This window comes from Streptomyces sp. NPDC020917, from assembly GCF_044333795.1.
Taxonomy (GTDB): domain Bacteria; phylum Actinomycetota; class Actinomycetes; order Streptomycetales; family Streptomycetaceae; genus Actinacidiphila.
The window spans coordinates 688652-712708 of the sequence record NZ_JBIRRR010000002.1; the positions used below are offsets into that span (position 1 = coordinate 688652).

General features: G+C 73.9%; 19 protein-coding genes and 1 pseudogene. 2 read left to right on the forward strand and 18 right to left on the reverse strand.

From position 1 onward, the window contains the following. Positions 1 to 349: 349 nt before the first annotated feature. Positions 350 to 2059 carry an FG-GAP-like repeat-containing protein gene (locus ACH4TG_RS07180; RefSeq protein WP_398241131.1) on the reverse strand — a complete coding sequence of 570 codons (1710 nt, stop codon included), beginning with the start codon at positions 2057 to 2059 and terminating at the stop codon, positions 350 to 352. Positions 2060 to 2723: 664 nt separating this feature from the next. Then, positions 2724 to 3074 (reverse strand): annotated as a pseudogene (locus ACH4TG_RS07185) (hypothetical protein); the annotation flags it as partial. 223 nt (positions 3075 to 3297) lie between these two features. On the opposite strand from ACH4TG_RS07185, the gene ACH4TG_RS07190 reads away from it, so the two are divergent. Beyond that, a complete protein-coding gene (locus ACH4TG_RS07190; RefSeq protein WP_398241132.1) occupies positions 3298 to 4062 on the forward strand; it encodes an XRE family transcriptional regulator in 765 nt (254 codons plus the stop codon). A 369-nt stretch (positions 4063 to 4431) separates the two neighbouring features. On the opposite strand, the gene ACH4TG_RS07195 is transcribed toward ACH4TG_RS07190, so the two are convergent. The 16 genes from ACH4TG_RS07195 to ACH4TG_RS07270 all read right to left on the reverse strand — a co-directional run bounded on the left by ACH4TG_RS07195 (position 4432) and on the right by ACH4TG_RS07270 (position 22251). Further along, the gene (locus ACH4TG_RS07195; RefSeq protein WP_398241133.1) at positions 4432 to 5067 is read right to left on the reverse strand and encodes a hypothetical protein; all 636 of its coding nucleotides are present in this window, start codon (positions 5065 to 5067) and stop codon (positions 4432 to 4434) included. Positions 5068 to 5453: 386 nt separating this feature from the next. Next, positions 5454 to 6302 (reverse strand): aminoglycoside phosphotransferase, encoded by an 849-nt coding sequence (locus ACH4TG_RS07200; protein WP_398241134.1) that lies wholly within the window; start codon positions 6300 to 6302, stop codon positions 5454 to 5456. A 112-nt stretch (positions 6303 to 6414) separates the two neighbouring features. Continuing rightward, a complete protein-coding gene (locus ACH4TG_RS07205; RefSeq protein ID WP_398241135.1) occupies positions 6415 to 6762 on the reverse strand; it encodes a hypothetical protein in 348 nt (115 codons plus the stop codon). A gap of 125 nt (positions 6763 to 6887) precedes the next feature. Next, the gene (locus ACH4TG_RS07210) at positions 6888 to 7763 is read right to left on the reverse strand and encodes an acyl-CoA thioester hydrolase/BAAT C-terminal domain-containing protein (RefSeq protein WP_398241136.1); all 876 of its coding nucleotides are present in this window, start codon (positions 7761 to 7763) and stop codon (positions 6888 to 6890) included. Between the two features lie 299 nt (positions 7764 to 8062). Next, positions 8063 to 8674, reverse strand: a complete 612-nt coding sequence (locus ACH4TG_RS07215; RefSeq protein WP_398241137.1) for a hypothetical protein — start codon at positions 8672 to 8674, stop codon at positions 8063 to 8065. Between the two features lie 493 nt (positions 8675 to 9167). Beyond that, complete coding sequence (locus ACH4TG_RS07220; RefSeq protein WP_398241138.1) at positions 9168 to 10514, reverse strand: DUF58 domain-containing protein; 1347 nt, start codon at positions 10512 to 10514, stop codon at positions 9168 to 9170. Next, a complete protein-coding gene (locus ACH4TG_RS07225; RefSeq protein ID WP_398241139.1) occupies positions 10511 to 11536 on the reverse strand; it encodes an AAA family ATPase in 1026 nt (341 codons plus the stop codon). The genes ACH4TG_RS07220 and ACH4TG_RS07225 overlap by 4 nt, the downstream gene beginning before the upstream one ends. Before the next feature lie 196 nt (positions 11537 to 11732). Continuing rightward, positions 11733 to 12266, reverse strand: coding sequence for a hypothetical protein (locus ACH4TG_RS07230; protein ID WP_398241140.1), 534 nt, complete (start codon positions 12264 to 12266; stop codon positions 11733 to 11735). Next, complete coding sequence (locus tag ACH4TG_RS07235) at positions 12263 to 13288, reverse strand: DUF4129 domain-containing protein (RefSeq protein WP_398241141.1); 1026 nt, start codon at positions 13286 to 13288, stop codon at positions 12263 to 12265. Before ACH4TG_RS07235 ends, ACH4TG_RS07230 begins: the two co-directional genes overlap by 4 nt. Positions 13289 to 13437: 149 nt before the next feature. Continuing rightward, complete coding sequence (locus ACH4TG_RS07240; protein ID WP_398241142.1) at positions 13438 to 13827, reverse strand: VOC family protein; 390 nt, start codon at positions 13825 to 13827, stop codon at positions 13438 to 13440. Positions 13828 to 13910: 83 nt separating this feature from the next. Then, the gene (locus ACH4TG_RS07245; RefSeq protein WP_398241143.1) at positions 13911 to 15179 is read right to left on the reverse strand and encodes an enoyl-[acyl-carrier-protein] reductase FabV; all 1269 of its coding nucleotides are present in this window, start codon (positions 15177 to 15179) and stop codon (positions 13911 to 13913) included. Positions 15180 to 15475: 296 nt separating this feature from the next. Then, positions 15476 to 17290 (reverse strand): APC family permease, encoded by a 1815-nt coding sequence (locus ACH4TG_RS07250; RefSeq protein ID WP_398241144.1) that lies wholly within the window; start codon positions 17288 to 17290, stop codon positions 15476 to 15478. Positions 17291 to 17629: 339 nt separating this feature from the next. Continuing rightward, positions 17630 to 19054, reverse strand: coding sequence for a PLP-dependent aminotransferase family protein (locus ACH4TG_RS07255; RefSeq protein WP_398241145.1), 1425 nt, complete (start codon positions 19052 to 19054; stop codon positions 17630 to 17632). A gap of 739 nt (positions 19055 to 19793) precedes the next feature. After that, a complete protein-coding gene (locus ACH4TG_RS07260; RefSeq protein WP_398241146.1) occupies positions 19794 to 20603 on the reverse strand; it encodes a B3/4 domain-containing protein in 810 nt (269 codons plus the stop codon). Positions 20604 to 20605: 2 nt separating this feature from the next. Continuing rightward, the gene (locus ACH4TG_RS07265; protein ID WP_398241147.1) at positions 20606 to 21211 is read right to left on the reverse strand and encodes a LysE family translocator; all 606 of its coding nucleotides are present in this window, start codon (positions 21209 to 21211) and stop codon (positions 20606 to 20608) included. A 143-nt stretch (positions 21212 to 21354) separates the two neighbouring features. Continuing rightward, positions 21355 to 22251 (reverse strand): YhjD/YihY/BrkB family envelope integrity protein, encoded by an 897-nt coding sequence (locus ACH4TG_RS07270; protein WP_398241148.1) that lies wholly within the window; start codon positions 22249 to 22251, stop codon positions 21355 to 21357. A 280-nt stretch (positions 22252 to 22531) separates the two neighbouring features. On the opposite strand from ACH4TG_RS07270, the gene ACH4TG_RS07275 reads away from it, so the two are divergent. Further along, complete coding sequence (locus ACH4TG_RS07275) at positions 22532 to 23761, forward strand: peptidase S8 (RefSeq protein ID WP_398241149.1); 1230 nt, start codon at positions 22532 to 22534, stop codon at positions 23759 to 23761. Positions 23762 to 24057: the final 296 nt, after the last annotated feature.

Genomic DNA, 24057 nt, shown 5'->3' on the forward strand with positions numbered 1-24057 from the left:
GGGCGACAACCTCGGTCCGCCTGACCTGCGGGTTTGGGATGGCGGCCCACCGTCCGCCACCGCCTGGCACGCCCTGGCCAGGGCTTTTAATCCATTGGTTGTGGGTTCGAGTCCCACACGGCCTACCGCTGGAGCCCTGGTCAGAGCACATCTGACCAGGGCTCGGCGTCGTTTTCTGGCATGTCCACAGCCGCTGCTCTCACCTTGCGGGCGACCCCGAGCGCCAGGATTCGCCCGTTCGTTACCCCTGTCGTGAAGGCGGCGGGGCAAACGGCGAAGGTCCAAGGCCCGCGGGCCGTGCGGCGTGGGGTCGCACGGCCAGGGGAGGGCCCCGGGGTGAACTGACGTGTCAGAACATCAGGTTGTAGGTGTTCCAGCCTCCGCCGATCTTCGTGCGCGCGGCGTAGGGAGCTGCGGCGTTGCCCGTGCCCTTGTAGAGCCACAGCACACCGGTGGAGTCGCGGGCAATGAAGTCGCTCTTGCCGTCCGACGTCAGGTCGCCGGGTCCGACGAGCGCGGTGTAGCCGCCCCAGCCGGTGCCGACCTTGGTGCGGGCGGCGTAGGGAGCGGCGGCGTTGCCGGTGCCCTTGTAGAGCCAGAGGACGCCGGAGCTGTCGACGGCGATCAGGTCCGCCTTGCCGTCCCCGGTCAGGTCGCCGGTGGCGGTCAGGGACTTGTAGGTGTTCCAGCCGCCGCCGATCCTCGTGCGCGCGGCGAACGGCGCCGTGGTGCTGCCGGTGCCCCTGTAGAGCCAGAGGACGCCGGAGGCGTCACGGCCCAGCAGGTCGGCCCTGCCGTCGCCGGTCAGGTCGCCCGCGCCGACAATCGTGTTGTAGGTGTTCCAGCCTCCGCCGACCTTGGTGCGCGGCTTGAAGATGTCCCAGTCATGGGTGCCGGTGCCGCGGTAGTACCAGAGGATGCCGCTTTTGTCCCGGGCGACGGCGTCACCGGTGCCGTGCTCGGTGACTGCGGACAGTGCGGTGGCGGTGTTGTAGATCTGCCAGCCGTCGTCGAAGTAGTCGCCCTGTTGGAAGGGCCTGCTCGCGCTCCCCGTTCCGTCGTACACCATGACGGATCCGTTCGAGGAGCGGCCGAAGAGGCGGTATCGCTCGGTAACCGGGTATGGGCTGAGGATCTTGAAGGTGCTGGTGGCCTCAGGGTTGTCGCTGCCGTATTCGACCACCTGGAGCACGGCGTCCGCGACGAGTTTCCAGGCCGCGACCTTGGGGCCGGAGGTGAGCGTGTAGGTGATGGTGTAGTCGCCCGCCGGCAGTTGGCAGCGAGCGGCGTCGCCACCCGCGGCCGCCGAGTCGAGCGTGTGGTCGCATGCGTCGGTGGGGCCGCCGTCGACGGCGGTCACCTTGACATCGATCTCTTCCAGGTCGTTCCACCGCTCGTCGGGGGTGGGCGTGAAGTTCACCGACAGGTAGGCGGGGTCGGCCGCGTGGACGTGCACCGTGTGCACCGTCGACGAGCTCAGCGGCACGTCGGGCGTGGTGATCTGGACGGTGCTCTTGGCCACCTCGGCGGCGGTCAGCACGGTGACCGTGGCCGCGGTCTGCACGTCCGCGGTCGACGTGGTGGCGGCCAACTCCGCGGCCTTGATCGCCGTGGTCAGGCTGGCACCGCGTGGCGCGTACGCAGCGCCGACGTACGCGGTGGTGTGGTTCGCGGCGCTGGCGGCCGCGTTGACGGTCGGCGAGTCCAGCGCGTTCTCGTCGGTGACCGGACAGGTGTAGACGCCCGCCACCCCGGCGTACGGCTTGCAGGTGGTACCGGAGACCGACGCGGACAGGCCGGCCGGCAGGCCGCCGGCGGCCCAGGTGGAGTCGGTCAGCGGCTTCTTGCTGAACACGTAGACAGCCGTGCCGTTCGGGGTGCCGTACGCGCCGGCCGACACCTCCCAACTGTGGCCGGGGCCCAGCGACAGGTCGCGCACCGTCGGGACGAAGGTCGAGTCCGCGCTCGCGCCGCCTGCGGCGGCAAGCGTCCCGGCGGCCAGGGCCGCGGTGACCGCACAAGCGGCCGTGAGTCTCAGGGCGTGCAAGCTTCTGGCCACGTGGTGTCCCCCCACAGGACGGCGGCATCTGCTGCCGCGGCAGCGCTCGGAACCCCCTTGCGCACCGACAACATACCTCCCGCTGGTGCCGACCATCTCGTACGCCCCAGCGACCTTTGGCCAGGACGATTACCGAGTGACATCGGCGAGGCGACCGGACCGGTGGCGCGGCTTTACCCATGGCATCATGACCGGCCGAGAGGCAGGGGGGTACATGCCATGCGGGCTTCACGAGTTGCAGCAGTGTGCGTGACGTTGATCGCAGTGGCCGCAACAGCGTGCGGCGGCGAGGGGCATGCGGCGGACGCGAAGGGGTCCGCGACGGCGCCTTCGAAGGGCGCGGCGGCGTCGAAGGCGACCGCTGCGACAACAGATTCACATTCCAAGGTGACCGGTGCACGGCAGGGACGGAGCGTGCGGCCCGCGCGGATGCTCAGCCAGGCCCAATTGGAAGCGGCGACGATCGGCCCGAAGGATCTGCCGGGTTGGAGGATGGGTACGCCCGTGCCGAGGGCCGGACCGACTCGTTCTGGCACACCCACTTCGATCAGAAGGACCGCGGGCCCGGGATCCTGGCCTACGCGTTCTGCTGGATGACCAGCGGCACCCGCTCGCAAGTGGTGGTGCTGACATGGGAGGACGCGGAGGAGATCCGCGACCAGTACCGGGGCCAGGTGTCGATCTCCAGCCGGACGCCGTCCAGCAACCAGGAGTCCCGCCGGTTCTCCTGGTAAGAGCGCGCCGTCAGCCCCAACTGCTCGAGTACGGCGTGGACGGTTTCGAAGTCGCCGACCGTCGTCTCGGTTTCCCGGGTGCCGTCGATGGCGTCGGAGCTGATCTCCTTGACGCACAGCGTTACCTCGGCGCCGGTGTCGCGCAGGCGTACCCAGCGGCCGGTCACCGCGGGGATGGTGTCGTAGACGTAGCGGCGCATGAGCCGCTCGCCGAGGTGCTCGCCGCCGGCGGCTGTGATGGGAGCAGGTGGGCCAGGCCCACGTGGTGGCTGGTTCGTCAGCCGGGGTCAGCTCGGTTCGTTCCTTGACCGTGGTGCGGCCGCCGGTTACCGGGTTGACCCTGTAGACCCGGATCGTCAGTCCCGGGTGGGCACGCTTCGCAGTCATGCCGTCACCATGACCCCGGAATGTCGCCTGATGCGGCGTCATGGGAGGCGTCATTTCGAGGACGCACGGGGCGTCATTTCGGTGTCACTGGCGGCCGGTTCGAGCTACCGTGATCGCATGGCAACACCAAACGCCACTCTGCGCGCCATCCGCATGGGCATGTTGCTGTCCCAGGACGACATGGCCCGAGCGATCCGTGAGGCCGGCGCCCGCGCCGGAGAACCCAACGACGCCAGCAAACGCCTCGTTCAGCGCTGGGAGTCCGGCATCATCGTCCAGCCCCGGCCCGTCTACGCCCGCGCCCTGGAAGCGGTCACCGGCCTGCCGCTGGCCTCCCTCGGCTTCTCCGTGCCCGTACCCCAAGTCAGTGTCGCCGGGGACGGCCAGGGTGGCCACGACGTGACCCCCGAGCCGGATGGCATCGCACCACCCGCCGGTCAGGTGAACACGCATGCTGCACCGCGCACGGAGTACGGCAGTTTCTCCGGCGTGTGGCTCAGCCGCTACGAGTACTTCTCCTCCGGCCGCGACGCATCCTTCAACGGCGCGCACTACGTGGTCGTCCTCCAGCACGGCGACCGCCTTACCGTCCGCTCCCTGCCCGGCTCGTCGGACTCGCCGTTGACGATGGACCTCGAGGTCGACCGGAACGTCGTCACGGGAACGTGGACCGAGCAGACCGCATCGGATGGCTACTACCGCGGGGCCCGCTACCACGGGGCGATTCAACTGCTCGTCGAGCCGACCGGCCGCCGCATGTCGGGCAAGTGGGTCGGGTTCGGCAAGGAATTCGACGTGAACACGGGGCCGTGGGAGCTGGTGCTCCAGGACGCCTCGACGAACCGGGCCACGCTCGACGCGTACAACCGCCGACCGGAGTGATCGCGGAGGCCCCGCCGCTCAACCGACGGGGCCGAACCAGCAACCGCCCCACGGCATGGGTCGGATGTCCACCACGGGGGTTGAGGAGTCCGCAGCCCTCGGCCGCGCTGCTCTCAGCGAACCGCTGAGCGGCCCCACCGATGGTGGGCTCGCCGGGGGGCCTGTACTGCCGCGGGCGCGGATGCGCCGGCTGCCGAGGCCGTGCCGGCCACGGGTGGACGTCTCATCGGCGGGATCCCGTCCCGGGATTACCGGCGCAGGCGAACGTCGGGGCCGAGCCTGCTGCGTGGCCGGGGGAGCGGCCGTCCGTGCCCCTGGGTCCAGGGCCCAGCACACCCGGAGGGCGCCAGGGGCACGGCGGGGCCGCTGCTAGCTCTCGGCGGGGCCGAGCAGGAGCGAGATCGTGTTGCCGGCACCCGGCACTATCAGGTTGATCAGCGGCGCTTCCAGGATGCAGTTGTGGAAGTTCGGGATCGTGTACGTCCCGCTCAGGGTGCCGCCCTTGATGACGCCCCAGTCCGCTCCGGACGTCAGCGGGATCACCGCCGGGGACTCCGTCTGGCACGAGTCACCGATGAGCTGCGGGATCCCGGCGACGATCAACTGCTTGATCTTGATGGTGAAGTACGACGTCGTGGACAGGGCTCCGGTGTAGGGGTCGATCGTCCCCACGGTGGGCTGCGCCTCGACGAACTGCACCTTGGCGGTGACCGGAATCAGGTCGAGGGTCCAGAACTTGAGCGTCGCGTCGGGCAGGCTCGTGGCGGCCGTGACGGTCCAGGTGTCGGAGTCGAGCGTCGACGAGAGCTGGCCGGGGCCCAGCGGCATGCTGGACCCCGCGCCCTTGACGTACGTCGTCCCCGACACGGGGTAGTCGATGTGCAACGAGACGGCCTGGGCCGCGCCCGTGGACGTGGCGACCAGCCCGAACGCCACGGCGGCCACGGCCGCCGCGTGCAGGATTACTCGGCGAGGCCGTGAGAGAAGGCCGCGCAGACGGTTCATGTGCACTCCCTGTGGCAGTCCGGCCCCGGGGGCGCTTCGCCCGGGGGCCGGAACGGTGGTAACCCCGGCCGGACCGGTCGGGGATACTCCTCCGCGGTGCTGGAGGGTCGTACATGACACCGGGTGCGGGTGAACCGCGCCCGGAGGCAGCAGGTTACCGGCGGTAGCACGTGGGGGGAACTCCTCGGAGTACCTCCTCATCGGCGGCGTTCATTCCGGTTTGGGCTCCGCCAGGTTCCTTGCGGGGTCGCCTGCCCCTCGGCGTGCGCTGACCCTGGTGCGCACTGCCTCCATCTCGCACGAGTCGCCGCACCCGGTGGCCGGGACGGCGGTTCGGCCCAGCGCCCTTTGCGCACCGGGCGATTCGGCGATCCGAAAGGGACGGACTAGTCCTGACGGCCCGTCAAGAGTCGTGCCACGACCTCGGCCGCTCGGGCGTACCGTTCCGGCTCGCCGGGCTGAGCCCGCCCGGCCGGACCCGCGTTCTCGCTGTGGGCGACGAGTCTGAAGACCAGGGCCCGGAGCAGCATCTGGGGCCAGTGGGGGTGGTCGCTGCCGCGCGTCAGCAGGCCGGGCGGGAGGTCGAACCAGAGCAGGCCGTCGGCGACGACGACGGCCTCGGCGAACAGCGGGGGTCGCCAGTACGGCGAGAAGTCGATCACGGTGGGCACGTCGCCCGCGGCGACGAGGACGTTGCCGGTGAGGTCGCCGTGGACGAGCTGGGCCGCGTCCTGCGGCACGGCGCGCTTCAGGTCCAGCAGAGACTGGAACGTCGGGGCGAGATCCTCGACGACCTCGGCGGACTGCTCGTCCCACGCGACCCGGTCGGCCACGGCCCAGGCGTCCGTACGCCGGTCGAGGAAGCCGGGCCGGGGCTGCCGCCGCAGGGCGGCGTGGAACGCGCGGCCGGCGCCGAGTACATCGGCCCAGCGTCCCGCCGGACCCGATTCGCCGGCCACGAACTCCCCGGCGCTCCAACCGTCCACGACACAGCGCCCGTCGGCGGCCCGGAGCGGCCGTGGGACGCGGAAGCCACGGCTCGGCGCCAACTCCTCGAAGAGGGAGGCGGCCCAGTCGGCCTCCTCCTCGGCTCCGTCAAGGGGCTTGAACACCCACCCGCCGACGAGAACGCTCCGTCCCTGCCCACCGGCCAGGGGGACCGGATCGCCCCGCACACCGAACGCGTCGAGGACGGCGCGGGGCGGGACGTCGCTGCTCGGCTGCTGAACGGTCACGCAGGGCATCCTCCCGGCACCCCATGCCCACGGCACCTGCTTTTCGTCGAGCTCCGCCTCAACTCGGCTGCCCAGAGGTTGGGTTCAGGGCCGGACGGTCTGGGGCGTCGAGCTACGCGCCGGGCACAAGCCCGCTGATCCGAGCCCGGCCGGCCGCGGCGGGCCGGGCCGCGTCGATGCGGGCGTCGACCTCGACGGCCGGCCGCCACGCGTCGATCCGGCGCTGGTCGACGAGGCTGTCGACGATCGCGGGCTGTCCCAGCCGGAGTTGGTTCAGCACCAGCGACTGGATCAGGTCGAACCCGAGGTCCAGGCACTTCTCGTAGTCGAGGCCGGCCAGCATGCGGTGCTTCTTGAGCGGAGCCATCAGGCGGTCCCACGCGAAGACCGGCGCTGCCAGATCGTGCGCCACCAGCTCGGCCAGGGTCGACTTTCCGGTGGCCTGGAGACCGGCGACCACGAGGACCACTGGTGGCGTGGAGCGGAGACCTCGGTCAGCAGTCGCGCAACGGCCGCCTTTCGCAGGGGAGTCCGCCCACGCGGCACACCGGTTTCCGGTCGCGACGGACGGGTGCGCCCAGGATTTCAGGGACCGAGAACGGTCGCCAGCACGGTGGGCCAGGCGGCGGCGCCGAGGGCCGCGTCCGCCTCCGGGGTGCCGCCGTGATCGAAGCGGGGGGACGGGGGCGGGGGCTGCTCTCCCGGGAAGACCGTGCGGTGGCCCGCGTCCGGGTGGGAGATCAGGGCCGCCGTACGCCCGGTCGCGGCGTGGCGATCCGCGAGTTCGGCCGCGAAGCGCAGGGAGGGCCACATCCGGTCCGCGCCGCCTGCGACGAGGACGAGTTCGGCCGCGGACCTCTCCACAGGGACGGCCGCAAAGGGGACTTGGTCCGCGTAGGTGGTCAGGCTCCGTTCGTACGAGCCGAGTACGGAGACCGGAACGCCGTCCGGCTCGGACGGGCGCCACGAGTCGTCGTAGGGGACGAAGGGCAGCGGCCGCCGCTGCCACGTCCAGCTGGAGCGGCAGGGCCGGTCCCGACCGTCGCGGCCGGGACCGACGTTGGCCCAGACGACCGAGGTCGGGGCGAGGGCGATCACGGCGTCGGCGCGGTCCGTGAGGGTCGACACCAGCAGGGCCGCCTCCGCGCCCTTGGAGACACCGAGAACGCTGACGCGTTGGGTGCCGCGCTCGCGCAGCAGATCGGTCGCGGCGACGAAGGTCTCCAGCGGCACCTCGCAGATGCCCGGCGGCTGCCCCGGCCCGCCGAACCACCGGATCGACACCGCGGTCACCCCGGCCCGGGCGAAGAGCCGGCAGCGCTCGCGCTCGATCCGCCCACTGGAACCGGACAGCACCACGACGCCCGCGCGTGCCGCACCGGCAGACGCACCCGCGGCCGGCTCGGCGAGGAACCCCTCCCAGGGCGCGGCCAGTTCGTACTCGGCGATCCCCGCCTCCATGCGACCACTCCCTCTGTCCGTACGCCTCCACCGTCCGGGCGCGGATACCCGCAGTCTCCCGTCCCGGGCGGCGGGTGCGAACAGGAGGGTGGGTGCGGCGCCCGGCCGCTCGCCGCACCCGCCCTGGCAGGACCGAGGCAGGTGCGGCGGGGGCGAGCCCGTCCGACCGAGCGGGACGCCGCCCAAGGCACGGGCGGACGCGGTGGTCAGGCGGTCGGCGCGGGGGGGCCGGGGCGGCGGGGATCAGCGCGTTCAGCCAGGCCGGGAACTGGTAGCACCTCTGGAACGTGAAGACCTCCTCAGCCGGGCGGGCGGCGGCTCCCGCGCAGCGCCAGCACCAGGCACACCACGGTCGCGCCGACGGCGAGTGCGGCGGGCAGCCGGGCCCACGAGGTGCCGGCGACCGGCGCCTGGGCGGCGAGCAGCACCACCGCGGCGGCGGCCGCGCCCGTCAGCGCCGGTGCCGTCTGCCGCCGCACGGCCGAGCCGGGCGGCGCGGTGACCCCGGCGGTCCAGGCGTCGGTGACGAGCAGGTAGGCCAGTAGCAGCGCGGCGATGCAGGCGACCAGCCACAGCGCCGGGTCGGTGACCGCGGCGACCGCGATCGCCGCGGCCGGCAACAGGGTCGTCCGGCGCCGGGCCGCGATGCCCTGCCAGCGCAGGGACGTCAGGACGGGCCGCGCGTCGACCATCGGCGCGGCCGCCCACGCCGCCACCGCCGCCCCGAACACCGCCACCTTCGCGGGCAGCGGCGCGTCCAGCACGGCGGGCGGATTGCACGCGGCCACGGCGAGCGCCGTACCCAGCAGCCGGTCGGCAGGGCGGCCGGCGACGCGGGCCGCGAGCCGGGCGATCGGCCGGTCGACCGGGCGCGGCTCCGGCCCGGCGGCCCGGTCAGGGACGGTGGTCATCGGCTCCCCCTGACGACGTGGACGTGCGCGCGGGCCCGTAGTTGGGGCCGCGGTGGTGTGTGGAGATGGGCGAGGGTGCGGAGTTGGGGCTGCGGCGGTGCGTGGACATGCGCGCGGGCCCTGAGTTGTGGCTGCGGCGGTGTGTGGAGGTGGGCAAGGGTGCGGAGTTGGGGCTGCGGCGGTGCGTGGAGGTGGGCGAGGGTGGGGAGTTGGGTTCGCGGTGGTGCGGGGAGGTTCGTGCGTACGCGGAGTCGGGACCGCCATGATGTGTGGACGCTTACGGCTACACGGAGTCGGGACCGCCATGATGTGTGGACGCTTACGGCTACACGGAGTCGGGACCGCCATGATGTGTGGACGCTTACGGCTACACGGAGTCGGGCCCGCCATGGCCTCTGGGTGCGTACGTGAACGCGGAGTCGGGCGCCCAGCGGCCCATAAAGATCGGCACGCAAAGGGACTTGGGCCCGCGCCGACCGTGCGGCGGTGCAGGTCATCGCGTTCCCCCGCGGATGCGGGTCCGGAGCAGTGGCGCAAGGGCGAGGTCGAGCGTCTCGCCCGGTCGGTGGGCGACGACCGCGATGCCGCGTTCCACGAGCGCGAAGCGCATGGCGTCGCGGTCGGCGCGCCACAGCCGCAGCGCGAGTTCGCCCTCGGAGTCGCCGGGTTCCACGACCGGGTCGCCGGAGGGGATCTCCACCACGACCATCGGGTTGGCCCGCCCCCGCACCTGGTCCAGGACGTCGAGGATCCGCTGGTCGGTCAGCGGCGTGATCACGTACACCAGCGCCCCCTCCGGCAGCGCGGGCGGAGGCAGCCGGCTCAGGCCCGCCGTGCGGTACGCCAGGTCCTTGCGGACCTCCAGCACGCTCTCGACGATGCGGTAGAAGTACCCCTGCCCGCTGCCCGGTTGCAGCCAGCGGGTCCCGCCGCCCACCGACACGACACCGACCCGGTCGTGGGTGCGCAGGTAGGCGCGGACCAGGCCCGCGGCGGCCCGGAAGGTCTCGTCGAGCGAGGATCTGCCGGTCACCGGGTCGACCACGTCGGCCAGCACGTCCAGCAGCACGACGGTGTCGGCGGTGCGTTCCGCGGCGAACTGGTGGACCTGGAGGGAGCCGCGCCGGGTGGTGGCCGGCCAGTGGATCCGCCGCTGCCGCTCGCCGCGCACGTACGGGTGCACGCCGGTGACCTCGACGCCCTCGCCGCGCTGCACGGCGGTGTGCTCGCCGAGCCGCTGCGGCAGCCGCACCGGGATGGGCGTCAGCCCGGCGTGTTCGGGTACCGGGAAGACGGCGACCTCGCCGAGTTCGGCCCGCACGGTGCTCCGGGCCAGCCCGCCCTGGTCGTAGACGTCGACGTCGACCGTGCCGAGCGTCCAGCGGCCCCAGCGCTGAGCGGTCAGGACCAGGTCGACGCGGCGCGGGCCGACGGTGAGGCGGTCGAGCCGCACCCCGTGGCCGAGGGTGACGCCCGGGTCCAGGCGGCCGGCCTCGCCGTCGTGGGACACATCGATCCGCACGGTGATCCGCTCGCCCTCGAAGCACCGCCGCGGTTCCACCTCGGTCTCGGCCGTCACCTCCGCCGGGCGCGCGCCGCCCGGCAGGGCGACAGCGAGCAGTGCCAGGGGCACGGCGGCCAGTGCGAGGACCCAGGCGCGGCCGGTGACCAGCGCGGCGGCCAGTGCGACGACCGCCAACGTGCTCAGCCGCAAGGCCCGTTCGCCGGTCCGCCAGCCGGGCGGGGGCGGCGGCGGGGGCTCGGCGGTCACGTCCTGGACGCCGTTCAGGGCCCGTTGTGCGGCCGCGGCGGCCCGGGCGTCCGGCACCGGTTCCGTCATGACACGACCGGCGTCCGCGGCCCGGTCTGCGCGGCGGGCACCGTCTGCGGGGCCGGTACGGCCTGCACGATCTCGCGGATCACGTCGTCGCCGTCGATCTGCCGGACCCACAACTCCGGCTTGAGGGTGACGCGGTGCGCCAGGGCCGGGACCGCCACGGACTTCACGTCCTCGGGGGTCACGTAGTCCCGCAGGTCCAGGACGGCGCGGGCGCGGGCGAGTTGCACCAGGGCGAGGCCGCCGCGCGGGGAGGCGCCGACCTGGATGTGCGGGTGCTCGCGGGTGGCGCCGACCAGCGCGACGACGTACCCGAGCAGGTCGTCGTCCACCTCGACGCTCTCGACGGCGGCCCGCATGGCCAGCACTTCGGCCGGTCCGCTGAGGGTGCGCAGCACGGCCTCGGGCGCCGCCCGGTCGATCCGCGCGCGCAGCATCCCGGTCTCCTGGTCCGCGGTCAGGTAGCCCATCCGCACCCGCAGCAGGAACCGGTCGAGTTGGGCCTCCGGCAGGGTGTAAGTGCCCTCGTACTCGATCGGGTTGGCGGTGGCGACGACCACGAAGGGATCCGGCAGCCGCCGTGTGCTGCCGTCGATGGACACCTGCGACTCGGCCATCGCCTCCAGCAGCGCCGCCTGCGTCTTGGGCGGGGTGCGGTTGATCTCGTCGGCGAGCAGCAGGTGCGTGAAGACCGGGCCGGGCCGGAAGACCATGTCGGCGGTGCGCTGGTCGTAGAACGGCGCGCCGGTGACGTCGGAGGGCAGCAGGTCCGGGGTGAACTGGATCCGGCGGAAGTCCAGGCCGAGGGTCGTCGCGAACGAGCGGGCCAGCAGCGTCTTCCCGAGCCCCGGCAGGTCCTCGATGAGGACGTGGCCGCCGGCGAGGATGCCGAGCATCACCAGCGCCAGCGGCTCCGGCTTGCCGACCACGGCCGTGCGGATCTCGTCGAGCACGGCCGAGGCCCGCTCGCCCGCCTGCCGGGGTGTCAGGGTGTCGTGGTCCGGGATGGGCTGCGTGCTGGTCACGGTCGGATCCTCACGGGGCGGGGTCGGGGTGCGCGCCGCGGGCCGGCGGCCGCGGGCTGCGGGTCGCGGTGCGGGCCGGGCAATGCGGTTCGTGCGCACCGCAGTTCGGGGGCCACGGGCCGGGTGCCGAGGCGTGCGGGCCGGCCGTCGCGGTGCGCGGGGTACGGGGGCTGCGGGCCGGCCGCAGCGCCACCGGTCACAGGGCTTCCAGGCGGTCGAGCAGGGACCGCAGGACGGGCTCGGCGAGCCGGGGCTGGGGAGCGGTCGCCCGCGGGTCGATCCACGGCCACAGGTCGGCGCCCACCAGCGCCCGGGCCCGCTCGGGGTCTCGGTACATCGCCACGCCGTGCCGCTCGGCCAGCCGCGCGGCGAACAGCCGCTGCAACTGGGGCCGCATGACGGTGTGCAGGTGCATCTCGGCGTCGTCCGCGAGGGTCTTGGCAACGATGCTCTGCCATCCGCCGATCGCCGGGGCCCGGCCGCCCATCAGGCGCACCGGCCGGCGGTAGCCGCTGTCCTGGGCACCGCCGCCCGCGGCGAAGCGTCCCAGCACCAGCGCCGCGGCGGTGATCAGCGCGAGGCCGGTGGCGGCCGCGGCCACGCCGTCGGCCAGGGCGAGCAGCACCTCCGCGGCGACCGCGACGACGGCGAGCACGGTCAGCGAGTGCCGCACCGAACCGGGCGCCCGCGTGGACCCGGTGAAGGCCCGGAACCGGCCCGGCGCCGTCACGAGGTGCCTGCCACGGCTTCGGCACCCGCCCCGGCTTCGGCACCCGCCCCGGCTTCGGCCCCGGACGCCCGGGCGCGCAGCCCGTCGGCGATCTCGGCGAGCGCGGCCGCCGCCCGGTCGCGGTGGCCGTCGTCCATCGGGTGCGTGGAGTAACGGGCCTCGCGGAACAGGGCGGTGAGTTCGGCGGCGGCCGCCTCCGCGGGCAGGCCGCCGGCCACGGCCCGCTCCAGCAGGTCCTGCGGGCTGTCGGAGGCGCGCCGGGCCACGCCGGACTCGGCGAGCGAATCCTCCATGGCGGCGTAGCAGGCGATGACGGCCGTGCGGGCGTCGGATCCGTCCAGCAGGGCGCGTCGGCCGGAGTCCACGGCCTGGGCCAGGCGGTCCTGCTCGTCGTCGGGATCCGCGTAGGCCGTGCCGGACCCGGGCCCGGCCGGCCGCGTCAGATGGCGCCACAGGAGGATCCCGGCGCACACGACGGCCGCGACGAGCAGGGCGATGCCGAGCCCGATCAGGATCCGCATCAGTCCCAGGTGGATGCCGTGGTCGTGGTGGTCGTGGTGCCGAGGGGGCGGCGGCTTGGGCGTGGGCACCCCCGGCAGCTCCTTGACGGGGAGGTGGATTCTCGTGAGGCCGCTCCCGGGGTCGCCGCCGCCCGCGCCGAACCGGTGCAGGGCCAGCAGGAGCAGCGGGACGGCCACGGGCGCGATCATCAGGACGCGGCTCACCGTGTCCACCAACCGCTGCTCCATCGGGCCGAGTTCGCGGCCGACGCCGACCTGTCCCAGATACGCGTCGCGCAGGACCAGGCCGGCCAGCAGCCCCAGCACGGCGAGGCCGATCACGAGCAGGGGGTTGCCGCCGAGCGGTCCGCGGCCCTTGCCGAGCAGGTCCGTGCCGGGGTGCAGCAGCAGGGCTCCCAGGGCCGCCCCGCCGGCGACCAGCACCGCCAGCGCGGCCTGTGGCGCCCCGACCGTGCCGTTCCGCCGCCGCCCGTCCTCCGTACGCTCCCGCCCCACCGTCACCGCCCCTCCCGACCGGCAGCTTCGCACACCGCTCGCGGGCCTGTCAGCAGGCCTTCACCGGCCGCCGGGACCGGGGACGAGGGCCGCGCGCGGCGTCGCGACCCGGAGCCGGCGCGGCGCGGCGCCGTACCGGAACGCGCACGGACGGGTCAGCCGCGCTCCTGCACGAACTTCACGCGGTGACCCTCGGGATCGTGCAGCCACGCGAACCGCAGGCGCCCGTCCGGCGAGTCGGCCGGGCCGGTGACGGTCTCGCCTCCCGCGCCGAGCGCGGCCTCGTGCAGGCCGTCGACGTCGTCGCACCACAGCACGACCTCGGTGTTCGCGCCGGGCGTCGTGGGGATGCCGTACAGCTCCGCGCCCGCGCGCGCCGAGGTGAACCCGATCCGCACGCCCGCGGCCTCCACCTCGACCTGGTGCGGCTCGCCCTCCGCCGGAAAACGGAAGCGCTCGGGCATCCCGAGCCGGCGGAAGAACCCCGCGCAGCGGTCGACGTCGTCGCACCACAGATCGATCTGAACAGCCTCGAACTCCGCCATGCCCACACGCTGGTCCGCGGCGGCGCGCGGGCAGGCGGGGTCGCGGGGCCGAGGAGTGCCGGTCCCGGCGCCCGGGCGGCGGGTCAGCCGATGGCTGCGGCGGCCGGCTGCGGGGCCGGCCACGGGACGGTGGTGTCGACGGGGCGGGCGTAGTCGATGCCGGGGACGGACCAGCCGTAGAGCCGGCGGACCTCGGCGAGGAACCAGGCCGCCTCCTCGGCGCCGGCGGCGAGCGACGCCTCGGGGTCGGCCCACAGCGCGCGCACGGCGTTCTGCACGTCCTCGTCGAGCTCCCAGCCGTCGAGGCGGATGCGGCCCCGGTCGTCGAGGGCGAGGGGCGCGGCGCCGGTGAGCTGGTCCCACAGGGCGACGGCCTGCTGGGCGGGGGTCCGGAAGGCGTCCGGGCCGAGGGCGCGGCGCAGCAGCGTGGTGTACAGGGCGATGCTGGGGATGGCGGTGGACGCCTGGGTGACGGCGGCCCCCGCCACCGCGGTGAACGCCCGCTCGCGGTCGCGCTCGCCACCCCCGTCGGCGTCGCCGTCGCCGGAAGTGCCGGCCGGGCGGGCCAGGTTCGTCGCCGTCGCCTCCAGGTGCTCCTTCGCGGCGCCGATGGTGCCGTGCCGGTACACCGGGGCGGTGATCTCCGAACCGACGTAGCTGAGCGCCACGGTGGTGAAGCCGGGCGCGGCCAGGTCGCGGGCGCGGATCGCCGTCACCCACTCCTGCCAGTCGGCCCCGCCCATGACCTGGATCGTCGCCTCGCGCTCCGCGTCGGTCGCCACGTCCAGATGCACCGTGCCGATCCGCGGGCTGTCGTCCTCGAAGACGAGCGACGGCGCGTCGTACGGCGAGCCGAGGGCCTTGAGGACGGAGGTGTACGTCGTGCCGGTCCTCGGGTCGGTGCGGCGGGGCGCGGCCAGGCTGTAGATCAGATAGTCGATGCGGCCGTACTCCGCGGCCACCAGGTCGAGCACGTTCGTCCTGGCCTCGTCGCTGAACGCGTCGGCGTTGACGAACCTGAAGTCGCTGCCGTTGCGCTCCGCGACGGCTGCGGCGGCCGCGGTGCGGTACCAGCCGGCGGACGCGGTGCGGCGCTCGGTCTCCGCCGCCTCGTAGCCGACGCCCACGCCGCGGATGCCGTGCCGGCGCAGGCCGGCGAGAAGGATGGCCAGCCCGTAGCCGGCGCTGGCGCCCAGCAGCACGACGACGGGACCCTCGCCGCCGGGGCGGCCGCCGCCGTCCGCGGCGGGGATCGACTCCCAGGTCCGCTCGACGGTGGCGGCACATCCCTCGGGGTGGGAGTTGACGATCAGGTAGCCGCGCTGCTTGGCGGCGATCTCGCGAAGGGCCATGGGGTGCGGTCCGTTTCGGTCGTGGGCGCGGCGGGGAGCGGGCCGGTGTCCGGTGGAAGCCGGTCGTCCGGTCTTCTCGACGGAGCGTATCGGGAGGAATGCCGGCACCCGGTGCCCGAACCGCACGGACGTGGCGGCCGCCGCTTGTCGGGGGCTGTCCTTGACGTCACCCGTTGACGTGCCGCGTTGACGTGCGGCGACGTGCGGCATGGCGCGCCCGCTTGCAGCGAACGGCCCGCGCACGGCCTGCGCACGGCCTGCGCACGGGCGGGGCCGGGCGCAGGGAGCCGCGGGGTTCAGAGGTCGAGGCGGTGCGGGAGCATGCAGACCACCACGTCCGTGCGGGCCCGCAGCACGGTCGCGAGCAGGATGCCCCGCTGGTTCTGCAGGATCTTGTAGCGGCGGCTGCGCGGCTCGATCTCGGGGATCAGCACCGCCACCTGGCGGCCGTCGGCCGCCGCGACGCGGACGTAGTCCACCACGGGCTGCACCAGCGAGCGGTGCGGGCTGTCGAGGACCTGCAGCCGCACCCCCGGGTCCCATCGGTCCCACGCGTCGATCAGCGCCCGGGACTTGGCCGGGTCGTGGTGGACGACCACCGCCACCACCTCGTCGCCCATCGCCAGCGCCGCCGTCAGGGCGTGCTGCGCGACCTTGCTGACCTGGCCCAGCGGGACGATCACCAGCGAGTGCATCCGCGCCGGCGGCCCGGGGATCCGGCCCAGCTCCAACTCCGCGCCGACGGCGGTGTAGTAGCGCTCGATCCGGGAGAACAGCAGCATCATCAGCGGCACCGTCACGACCACGATCCACGCCCCGGCCAGGAACTTCGTCCCCAGCAGCACGCAGGCGGCGATCGTCGTCAGCACCGCTCCCGTGCCGTTGATCATCGCCCGGCGCCGCCAGCCCGGCGGCCGCTCGCGCCGCCAGTGCCGCACCAGCCCGCCCTGGCTGAGGGTGAAGCCGATGAACACGCCGATCGCGAACAGCGGGATGAGGCGGTGCGTGTCGGCGTCCACCGCGATCAGCAGCAGCCCGGCGGTCACCGCCAGCACGCCCACCCCCCAGCGGTAGACGGGGCGTTCGGCGCGCAGCCCGAACAGGTGCGGCAGCCGGTTGTCGCGGGCCAGCAGGCTCATCAGCACCGGCAGCCCGCCGAAGCTGGTGTTGGCCGCCAGCCCCAGCACCACGGTGACGACGACGTTGGTGGCGTAGTACGCCCAGCCCGTCCCGAACGCGCCCGCGGTCAGCTGCGCCAGCACCGTCACCCCGCCGCGCGGCACCACGCTGTCGCGGTGGATCATCACGGCCAGCCCGATCAGCATCACCCCGAGCAGCCCGCCGAGCATCAGCTCGGTGTGCTGGGCGCGCTTGACCCGCGGGCTGCGGAACGTCGGCACCGCGTTCGCGATCGCCTCCACGCCGGTCAGCGCCGAGCAGCCGGACGAGAACGCCTTCAGCAGCACCAGCACGCTGAGCGCCTCGGTGGCGTGCAGCGGCTCCGGGGTGCCGACCATGGCCGCAGGGTGCGGGCGGGCCAGACCCACCACGATGACGCCGACGATGCTCACGATGAACAGCAGCGTCGGCAGCATCAGCAGCCGGGCGCTCTCGGTGACGCCGCGCAGGTTCACCAGGGTCAGCACCGCGAGCCCGAGCAGGCACACCGCCAGGTTGTCGCCGGCGAGCTTGGGGAACGCCGAGACCAGGGCGTCCGCGCCGGCGGCCAGGCTCACCGCGACGGTCAGCACGTAGTCCACCACCAGGCTGGCCGCGGCCAGCAGGCTCGCGCGCCGGCCCAGGTCCTTCTTCGCCACCGCGTACGCCCCGCCGCCGTCCGGGTGGACGGCGATCACCTGGCCGTAGGAGACGACGAGCACCGCCAGCAGCGCGGTGATGACGAGGGTGATGGGCAGCGTCGCCGACACCGCGCTGCTGCCGGCGACCACCAGCGCGAGCACGATCGCCTCGGGGCCGTACGCCACCGAGCTGAGCGCGTCCAGCGACAGCGCGGCCAGCCCTTCGAGGCTGGTCAGATGGTCCCGCTCGCCCTCGCCCGGGCGCAGCGGGACCCGGGGCCGCAGCTGACGCCGCGCCAGACCGAACGCCATGCCGTGACCTCATCCCGGTATCGCCGACGGTGACCCTCAGTCTGCACCGCGCACCACACCCGCCCCGGGAATCACGCCCGTACGGCGTGGGAGCGGGCGGGCCCATCGCGGGGCTGCGGCCGGCCCGTGAAGGTGGGTGCTGGTGGCGCGTGGACGGGCGACAGGGCGGCAGGGATGGCGACGTTGGACGGGCCGGCCCTGGGATGGGGGCTGGGCATGGGCGGCAGGGATGCGGCGGGCGCAGACCGGAGGTGCGGGTGCGGGCCTCGCGGCGGGCGGCGCCCCCCGCCGACGCGTGGAGCGGGGGCGGTGTCGGGACGGGATCGGGACGGGACGCGCTCAGGACAGCGCGCGCAGCGCCTCGCCGAGTGCGGCGACGCCCTCGGCGATCGCGCCGGGCGGGGTGGCGGCGTAGCCCAGGACCAGGCCGGGGCGGCCCGGCAGCTGGCGGTGCCAGGACAGCGGCTGGCACTTCACGCCCAGGGCGAGGGCGGCGGCGGCCAGGTCGGTGTCGGGTACGTCCTGGGGGTAGGTGACGGTCAGGTGCAGGCCGGCCGCCGCGCCGTGCGCCACCGCGCCGGGCAGGTGGGCGGCGAGCGCCTGCGTCATCGCGTCCCGCCGCCGGCGGTGCCGGCCGCGCAGCATCCGCAGGTGCCGCTCCAGGTCGCCGGAGGCCATCAGCCGGGCGAGGACGAGCTGGGGCAGCACCGCGTTGCCGAGGTCGGTGAAGCGCTTGCCGTTGACCAGGGCGTCGCGGTAGCGGGGCGGCGGGACCACCCAGCCGATCCGCAGTGCGGGCGCCAGCAGTTTCGAGACGCTGCCCAGGTAGCAGACCCGGTCGGCGAGCAGTGCGCGCAGCGCCGGCACCGGCGGCCGGTCGTAGCGGTGCTCCGCGTCGTAGTCGTCCTCGACGATCAGCCCGCCGTCGCCGGCCGCCCAGTGCAGCAGTTCGCGCCGGCGCTCGCCGCTGGCCACCACGCCCATCGGGAACTGGTGGGCGGGCGTGAGCAGCACGGCGCGGGCGCCGGTGGCGCGCAGCGCGTCCACGCGGATGCCGTCGTCGTCGACCGGCACGGGCGGGGTGGCCAGGTCGCCGTTCACCAGGTGCTGGCGGGTGCCGAGCGAGCCGGGGTCCTCGACGGCGACGCTGTCGACGCCGTCCGCGCGCAGCACGGGGTGCAGCAGGGTGAGGGCCTGCGCGGTGCCGGCCACGATCAGCACCTCGTCGGGCGCGACGCGGATGCCGCGGTTGCGGGCCAGCCAGTCCGCGACGGCCTGCCGCAGCTGCGGGGTGCCGCGCGGGTCGCCGTAGCCGAGGTGGCCTGCGGACAGGCCCGCGAGCACGGTGCGTTCGGCCTGCAGCCAGGCCGCGCGGGGGAACGCGGCGAGGTCCGGCTGGCCGGGTGTGAAGTCGACGCGGGCGGGGGCGGCCCGCAGCGCCTCGAACACGTCGGGCGTCGGGGTGTTCGCGAACAGCCCTGCGGGCGGGCGGGGCTGGGCCGGCTCGGCGGGGAGCGGCACGGCGGGTGCCGCGACGACGACGGTGCCGCCGCGGCGGCGGCCCTCCACGTGGCCGTCCTCGGTCAGCCGCCGGTACGCCTCGGCCACCACCCCACGCGAGACCCCCAGCTCCGCTGCCAGCACCCGGGTCGGCGGCAACCGGCCCCCCACCGCCAGCCGCCCGTCCCCGATCGCCTGCCGCAGCCGCACCGTCAGCCAGTCCGCCTTCCCCCCGACCGGCGCGTCCGCCACATCCAACTGCAAGAAGTCCGACCCGTACGAGCCACCCGAGTCCCCCCGAGCGGCCGCCCCAGCCCCCTGGCGACGCGCGGCGTCACCACCAACACCACCCGAAGACGGGCCAGTTCGAGACACCGCGTCCACCCCCGTCGCAGCGACCAGCCGAGGTGCCCGGTCTGCCTTCTGGCCAGGAGTGATCCCGGTCATGCCGCCGCCTCCTTCCGCCGCGAGCATCGTGTCACGCCATCGCCCGGGCCCGCCCCCACGGATCACCCCGCGGGGCACCTCGGCAGCCCCAGCAGCGCGGCGAACTCCGCGCCCAACCCAAGCCGACGGCTCGACGGCAAAGCGCCCCGCGGGGCACCTCCGATCCCGCAGGGGCGCGGGGAACTGCGCGCCCAGCCACCCACGCACGGCGCACCCGGCAACGCACCCCAGGGGCTTCCCCGGACCCCCACCCCGGAGGGGCGATGCTCCAGGAGCGCGGGGAACTCCGCGCCCAGCCAAAGTCGACCGCTCGACGGCAAAGCGCCCTCGGGGGCTGCCCAGTTGCCGTCAGGGGCGCGGGGTCCCCCAGCGCTTCGCCTGGGAGGTACCCCCAGCGCGACAAGCCACACCCGAACCGTTGGCCGGGAACGCACCCCGCGGGGCACCCCCGATCCCGCAGGGGCGCGGGGAACTGCGCGCGCAGCCACCCACGCACAGTGCACCCGGCAACGCGCAGCGAGAGGCACCCCGGAACCCGCCCCGGAGGGGCGACGCGTCAGGTGCGGGCCTCCTCGCGCGACGAAGGGGCGGCACCCCGCCCAGCGCCCGCGGGCCCACCCGAAGCAGCGGGCGGCTCTCCCGCCCCCCGGCAGGCGAACTCCGGCGCCCCGGAGCTGAGATGGGCCATGGAGACGACGGCGGAGGCCCAGTGGACCCGGAGTTCACGGTCAAGAGCGGCCAGCGCCTCGCGAACCGTTCCGGCCGCGCCGTCGTGCAGCGCTTCGGTGACGACCAGGACGCGACGCGTGTGGGGCCCGACAGCGGAGAAGCCGCTCTGGCGGTTGGTCCAGCGGCGGGCGTGCGCGCGCCCCGCGCCGTCGACGAACGTGACCTCGCCGGGGGCGGGCTGCTCGTCGGGGCCGCCGCCGAACGGCGTGTAGTGCTCGTTGCCGCGGGCGTACCGCACCTCGAGGACCGGGCCGGTGATCCGGTCGGCGTCGAGCGCGGCGACCGGCACCGCGTACGCGACGGAGATCGCATTGCACAGGTCCACCACCGGGTGGATGCGGGGGAGTCCGCCGTGCTTGCGCAGCCGCCGCAGCAGCGACTCCGAAGCGCACCGGTACTGGGTGGGTTTGAGGCCGAGCCGGGAGAACGCCCGCCGCCAGGCGAGTACTTCGGGGAACTCCCCCTCCGTGGCGCCGTCGAGCCGCCGGACGGCCCGCGCGGTGTAGTCGGCGACGCTGTCCGCGACGCCGTCCGCGACGTCGGTGGTGCCGTCGACGGATCCCGCGTACAGGGCACCGGCAGCCAGCTGGGGGTGGTCGGACCAGAGGGCGGCGGCGTGCCGGAAGACCAGGGCCATGGTCAGCCCACCGCCAGCCGCGCGCCCAGCGCCACGAAGCTCACCGCGAACACCCGGCGGACGCGGCCCATCACCTGCGGACGGGCGACCAGGTGCCGGCGGACCGCCGCCGCGCCCCATCCGTACGCGGCGAACACCACGAACGTCAGCGCCATGAACACCACTCCGAGCCGGAGCATCGCGGCGGTCGCGCCGGGCGAGCCCTGCGGTACGAACTGCGGCAGGAACGCCACGAAGAACACGGTGAGTTTGGGGTTGAGCAGGTTGACCAGCACGGCTCGGGCGACGATCCGGGACGCCGGCTTCGGCTCGGTGTCCTCCGTCACCGCCAGCGCCTCCTTGTCCCGCAGCGTCGTCCAGGCCATGAAGAGCAGGTAGGCGGCGCCCAGGTACTTCACCAGCGCGTAGCCGAACGAGCTGCTGTGCAGGAGGGCGGCGAGGCCCGTGATGGTCAGCGCCAGGTGCGGCACGATGCCGAGGGTGCAGCCGAAGGCGGCGATCACGCTCGCGCGGCGGCCGTGGGCCAGCCCGGCGGCGAGGGTGTACACCACCCCGGTGCCGGGGGTGATCACCACGACGAGGGTGGTCAGCAGGAAGGCGATGCTCAAGGGGGACCTCCGCGGGTCGGCAGGGTGCGGCCTCCCTTCACCCTGCCGCGCTCTTGGCCCGGTCCACAGGGCCAAACCCGGTGCGTTCCACCGGTCCAAAGCCCCGGCCACCGGTCCACACCCGGCCACCGGGCGGGCACGCGTCAGTCGATGGCGCCGCCGGCGCCGTCCGAGCGCCAGAGGATCTCGGGAGCGGGGGCCTGCGGCGTCTCGAACCAGCCCTCCGGCATGTGGGGCTTGGGTATCTCGGCGCCGCGGCGCAGGATCCGCCCGTCGCGGACGTGCCGGCCGAGCAGCGCGCCGCCGAACACCACGAAGCCGACGCCGACCAGCCAGGTCTCGACGGTCAGCACGGTGCCGACCGGGCCGTACGCGTCCGCGTTGCTGACGATCATCGGAGCGAAGAACAGCTGCGAGAACATCCGCAGGCCCGCCAGCCCGACCATGGTGAAGACCGCGCCGGGCAGGGCCGTCTTCAGCCGCACGGCGCCGCCCAGCAGGAAGCGCTGGCCCCAGGCGAAGAAGCCCACGCCCAGCAGGACGGTCAGGACGATGCGGATGCCGGTGCGCAGCAGGCCGCTGCCCAGGGCGGCGGCGCTCTGCGACTCGCAGAACAGGTAGGCGGTGAGCACCACGAGCCACACCGTGCGGCGCCAGTCGCGGTGCCACGGGCCGGCCGGCAGGTCCCAGATCCTGCGGTAGCCGTTCTCCACGCTCGCCACGAAGGTGAGCCCGAAGTAGGCCAGCGACGCCAGACTCCACGCGCTGGTGGCGCTCAGGACGTTGCGGGGCGCGGCGAACATGCTCCGCACGCTGTGCGCACCATCGGTGGTGAGCCCCATCCCGTCGACGACCCACTGGGCGAAGCCCGGACGGTTCTCCCACGGCGTGGCCGCCGCGACGACGACCAGCAGCGGCATCAGCGTGACGAAGCCGAGCGCGGCGAACCCCATGGAACGGTGGAGCAGTTCGATGTGGAGGGCCTGTTTCGTCAACCGCCCGACCGCGGACCGCTTCCAGGCTTCGGCCAGTCTGGACATGGGCTCACCCTTCCCCCAGCGTTACCGCTGTGGATACCGGGCCGGGTCCCCCCGGTGCAACTCGGCTTTCCTGAAAGGGCGTTACGTCACCTCCGTCCCTTCCGCCGCGGGGGACACGGCTGCCCGCGCGCGTAGCGGATTCACAGTTGTCCGACAGGACGGCACCTTGCGCAACGGCGCCTGGCAGCCTCACACTTCACCCGTTCACCAGCGGAATCGCTCTGAGATTGTCATGTGCGCAACATAGAAGACTCGGTCGCAACCCCCTGAGGAGAGTCACATGCACCTGCGCGCACGGTTGTTCGGCATCGGCGTGGCCGCGCTGGCGGGGATCCCGCTGGCCGTCCTCGGCCCCGCCGGCGCCTCGCAGGCCGCCGTCTCGCCGGCCGCCGCCCCCGCCTCCCACGCCCAGAAGACCGCGCACTCCTGTGCCACGAGCAAGCCGGGATTCGCCTCCTGCAAGGCCATCGTCCGCACCGACCTCGTGCAGTCCCAGGCGACGTCGAACGCCGCGAAGCCGAACGCCACCCCGTCCGGCTTCGGCCCGTCCAGCCTCCAGTCCGCGTACAACCTGCCGTCGTCGACGGCCGGTGCGGGCCGCACGGTGGCGATCGTCGACGCCTACGACGACCCCACGGCCGAGGCCGATCTCGCCGTCTACCGCGCCCAGTTCGGGCTTCCGGCCTGCACCACGGCGAACGGCTGCTTCAAGAAGGTCAGCCAGACCGGCGGCACCAGCTACCCGAAGAAGGACGGTGGCTGGGCCCAGGAGATCTCCCTGGACCTGGACATGGTCTCGGCGATCTGCCCCAACTGCCACATCCTGCTGGTCGAGGCGAAGACGTCCAGCTTCGCCAACCTGGGCGCCGCGGTGAACCAGGCGGCGAGCACCGCGGGCGTCGTCGCGATCAGCAACAGCTACGGCGGCTCGGACGCCTCGGACGCCAGCTACGGCTCCTACTACAACCACCCGGGCATCGCGGTGACCGCCAGCTCCGGTGACTCCGGCTACGGCGCGAGCTACCCGGCGTCCTCGCACTACGTGACCGCGGTCGGCGGCACGACGCTCTCCACCGCGTCCAACTCCCGCGGCTGGAGCGAGACGGCCTGGAGCGGCGCGGGCAGCGGCTGCTCCGCGTACAACACCGCGCTGAGCGGCGCCGCTTCGTTCGGCACCGGCTGCGCGAACCGTGCGGAGGCGGACGTCTCCGCCGTCGCCAACCCGTCGACCGGCGTAGCGGTCTACGACAGCACGGCCTACCAGGGCTACGTCGGCTGGATGGTCTTCGGCGGCACCAGCGTCTCGTCCCCGGTCATCGCCTCGGTGTACGCGCTGGCCGGCAACACCGCGTCGATCGACAACAACTACCCCTACACGCACTCCACGTCGCTCAACGACGTCACCTCCGGCAGCAACGGCAGCTGCCCGACGTCGCAGTGGTGCACCGCCCGCGCCGGCTGGGACGGGCCCACGGGCCTCGGCACGCCGAACGGCATCGGGGCGTTCTGACCCCACCCGGGGCCACCGCCCCACCGCACCACCCGCCCGCCGGGCCGGAAGGGAAACCCCTTCCGGCCCGGCGCCGCGTTCCGCCGCCGCCCGGGTGCCTCCTCGGCCGCCGCGGGCCGGACGGGACCGCGGCCCGGGCGCCCGCGATGGCCGGATTGTTATGCGCGTAAACGGCGTGAACAGGAAGGAAGGGGACGGATAGCGCGTCGCGGCGCTTGACGTGCCGTATCCCCGGCAAGGAATCTTGCTGTCTCCCCCCGCATCGCCTCTTTCAAACCCGTCAGGTTGGTGTGCCC

What these genes read in the sequence shown, in the direction of transcription:
- ACH4TG_RS07250 (WP_398241144.1), bottom strand. Translation starts at nt 17,290, where the DNA reads ATGGCGTTCGGTCTGGCGCGGCGTCAGCTGCGGCCCCGGGTCCCGCTG.
- ACH4TG_RS07270 (WP_398241148.1), bottom strand. Translation starts at nt 22,251, where the DNA reads ATGTCCAGACTGGCCGAAGCCTGGAAGCGGTCCGCGGTCGGGCGGTTG.
- ACH4TG_RS07210 (WP_398241136.1), bottom strand. Translation starts at nt 7,763, where the DNA reads ATGGAGGCGGGGATCGCCGAGTACGAACTGGCCGCGCCCTGGGAGGGG.
- ACH4TG_RS07190 (WP_398241132.1), top strand. Translation starts at nt 3,298, where the DNA reads ATGGCAACACCAAACGCCACTCTGCGCGCCATCCGCATGGGCATGTTG.
- ACH4TG_RS07275 (WP_398241149.1), top strand. Translation starts at nt 22,532, where the DNA reads ATGCACCTGCGCGCACGGTTGTTCGGCATCGGCGTGGCCGCGCTGGCG.
- ACH4TG_RS07240 (WP_398241142.1), bottom strand. Translation starts at nt 13,827, where the DNA reads ATGGCGGAGTTCGAGGCTGTTCAGATCGATCTGTGGTGCGACGACGTC.
- ACH4TG_RS07220 (WP_398241138.1), bottom strand. Translation starts at nt 10,514, where the DNA reads ATGACGGAACCGGTGCCGGACGCCCGGGCCGCCGCGGCCGCACAACGG.
- ACH4TG_RS07260 (WP_398241146.1), bottom strand. Translation starts at nt 20,603, where the DNA reads ATGGCCCTGGTCTTCCGGCACGCCGCCGCCCTCTGGTCCGACCACCCC.
- ACH4TG_RS07195 (WP_398241133.1), bottom strand. Translation starts at nt 5,067, where the DNA reads ATGAACCGTCTGCGCGGCCTTCTCTCACGGCCTCGCCGAGTAATCCTG.
- ACH4TG_RS07215 (WP_398241137.1), bottom strand. Translation starts at nt 8,674, where the DNA reads ATGACCACCGTCCCTGACCGGGCCGCCGGGCCGGAGCCGCGCCCGGTC.
- ACH4TG_RS07245 (WP_398241143.1), bottom strand. Translation starts at nt 15,179, where the DNA reads ATGGCCCTTCGCGAGATCGCCGCCAAGCAGCGCGGCTACCTGATCGTC.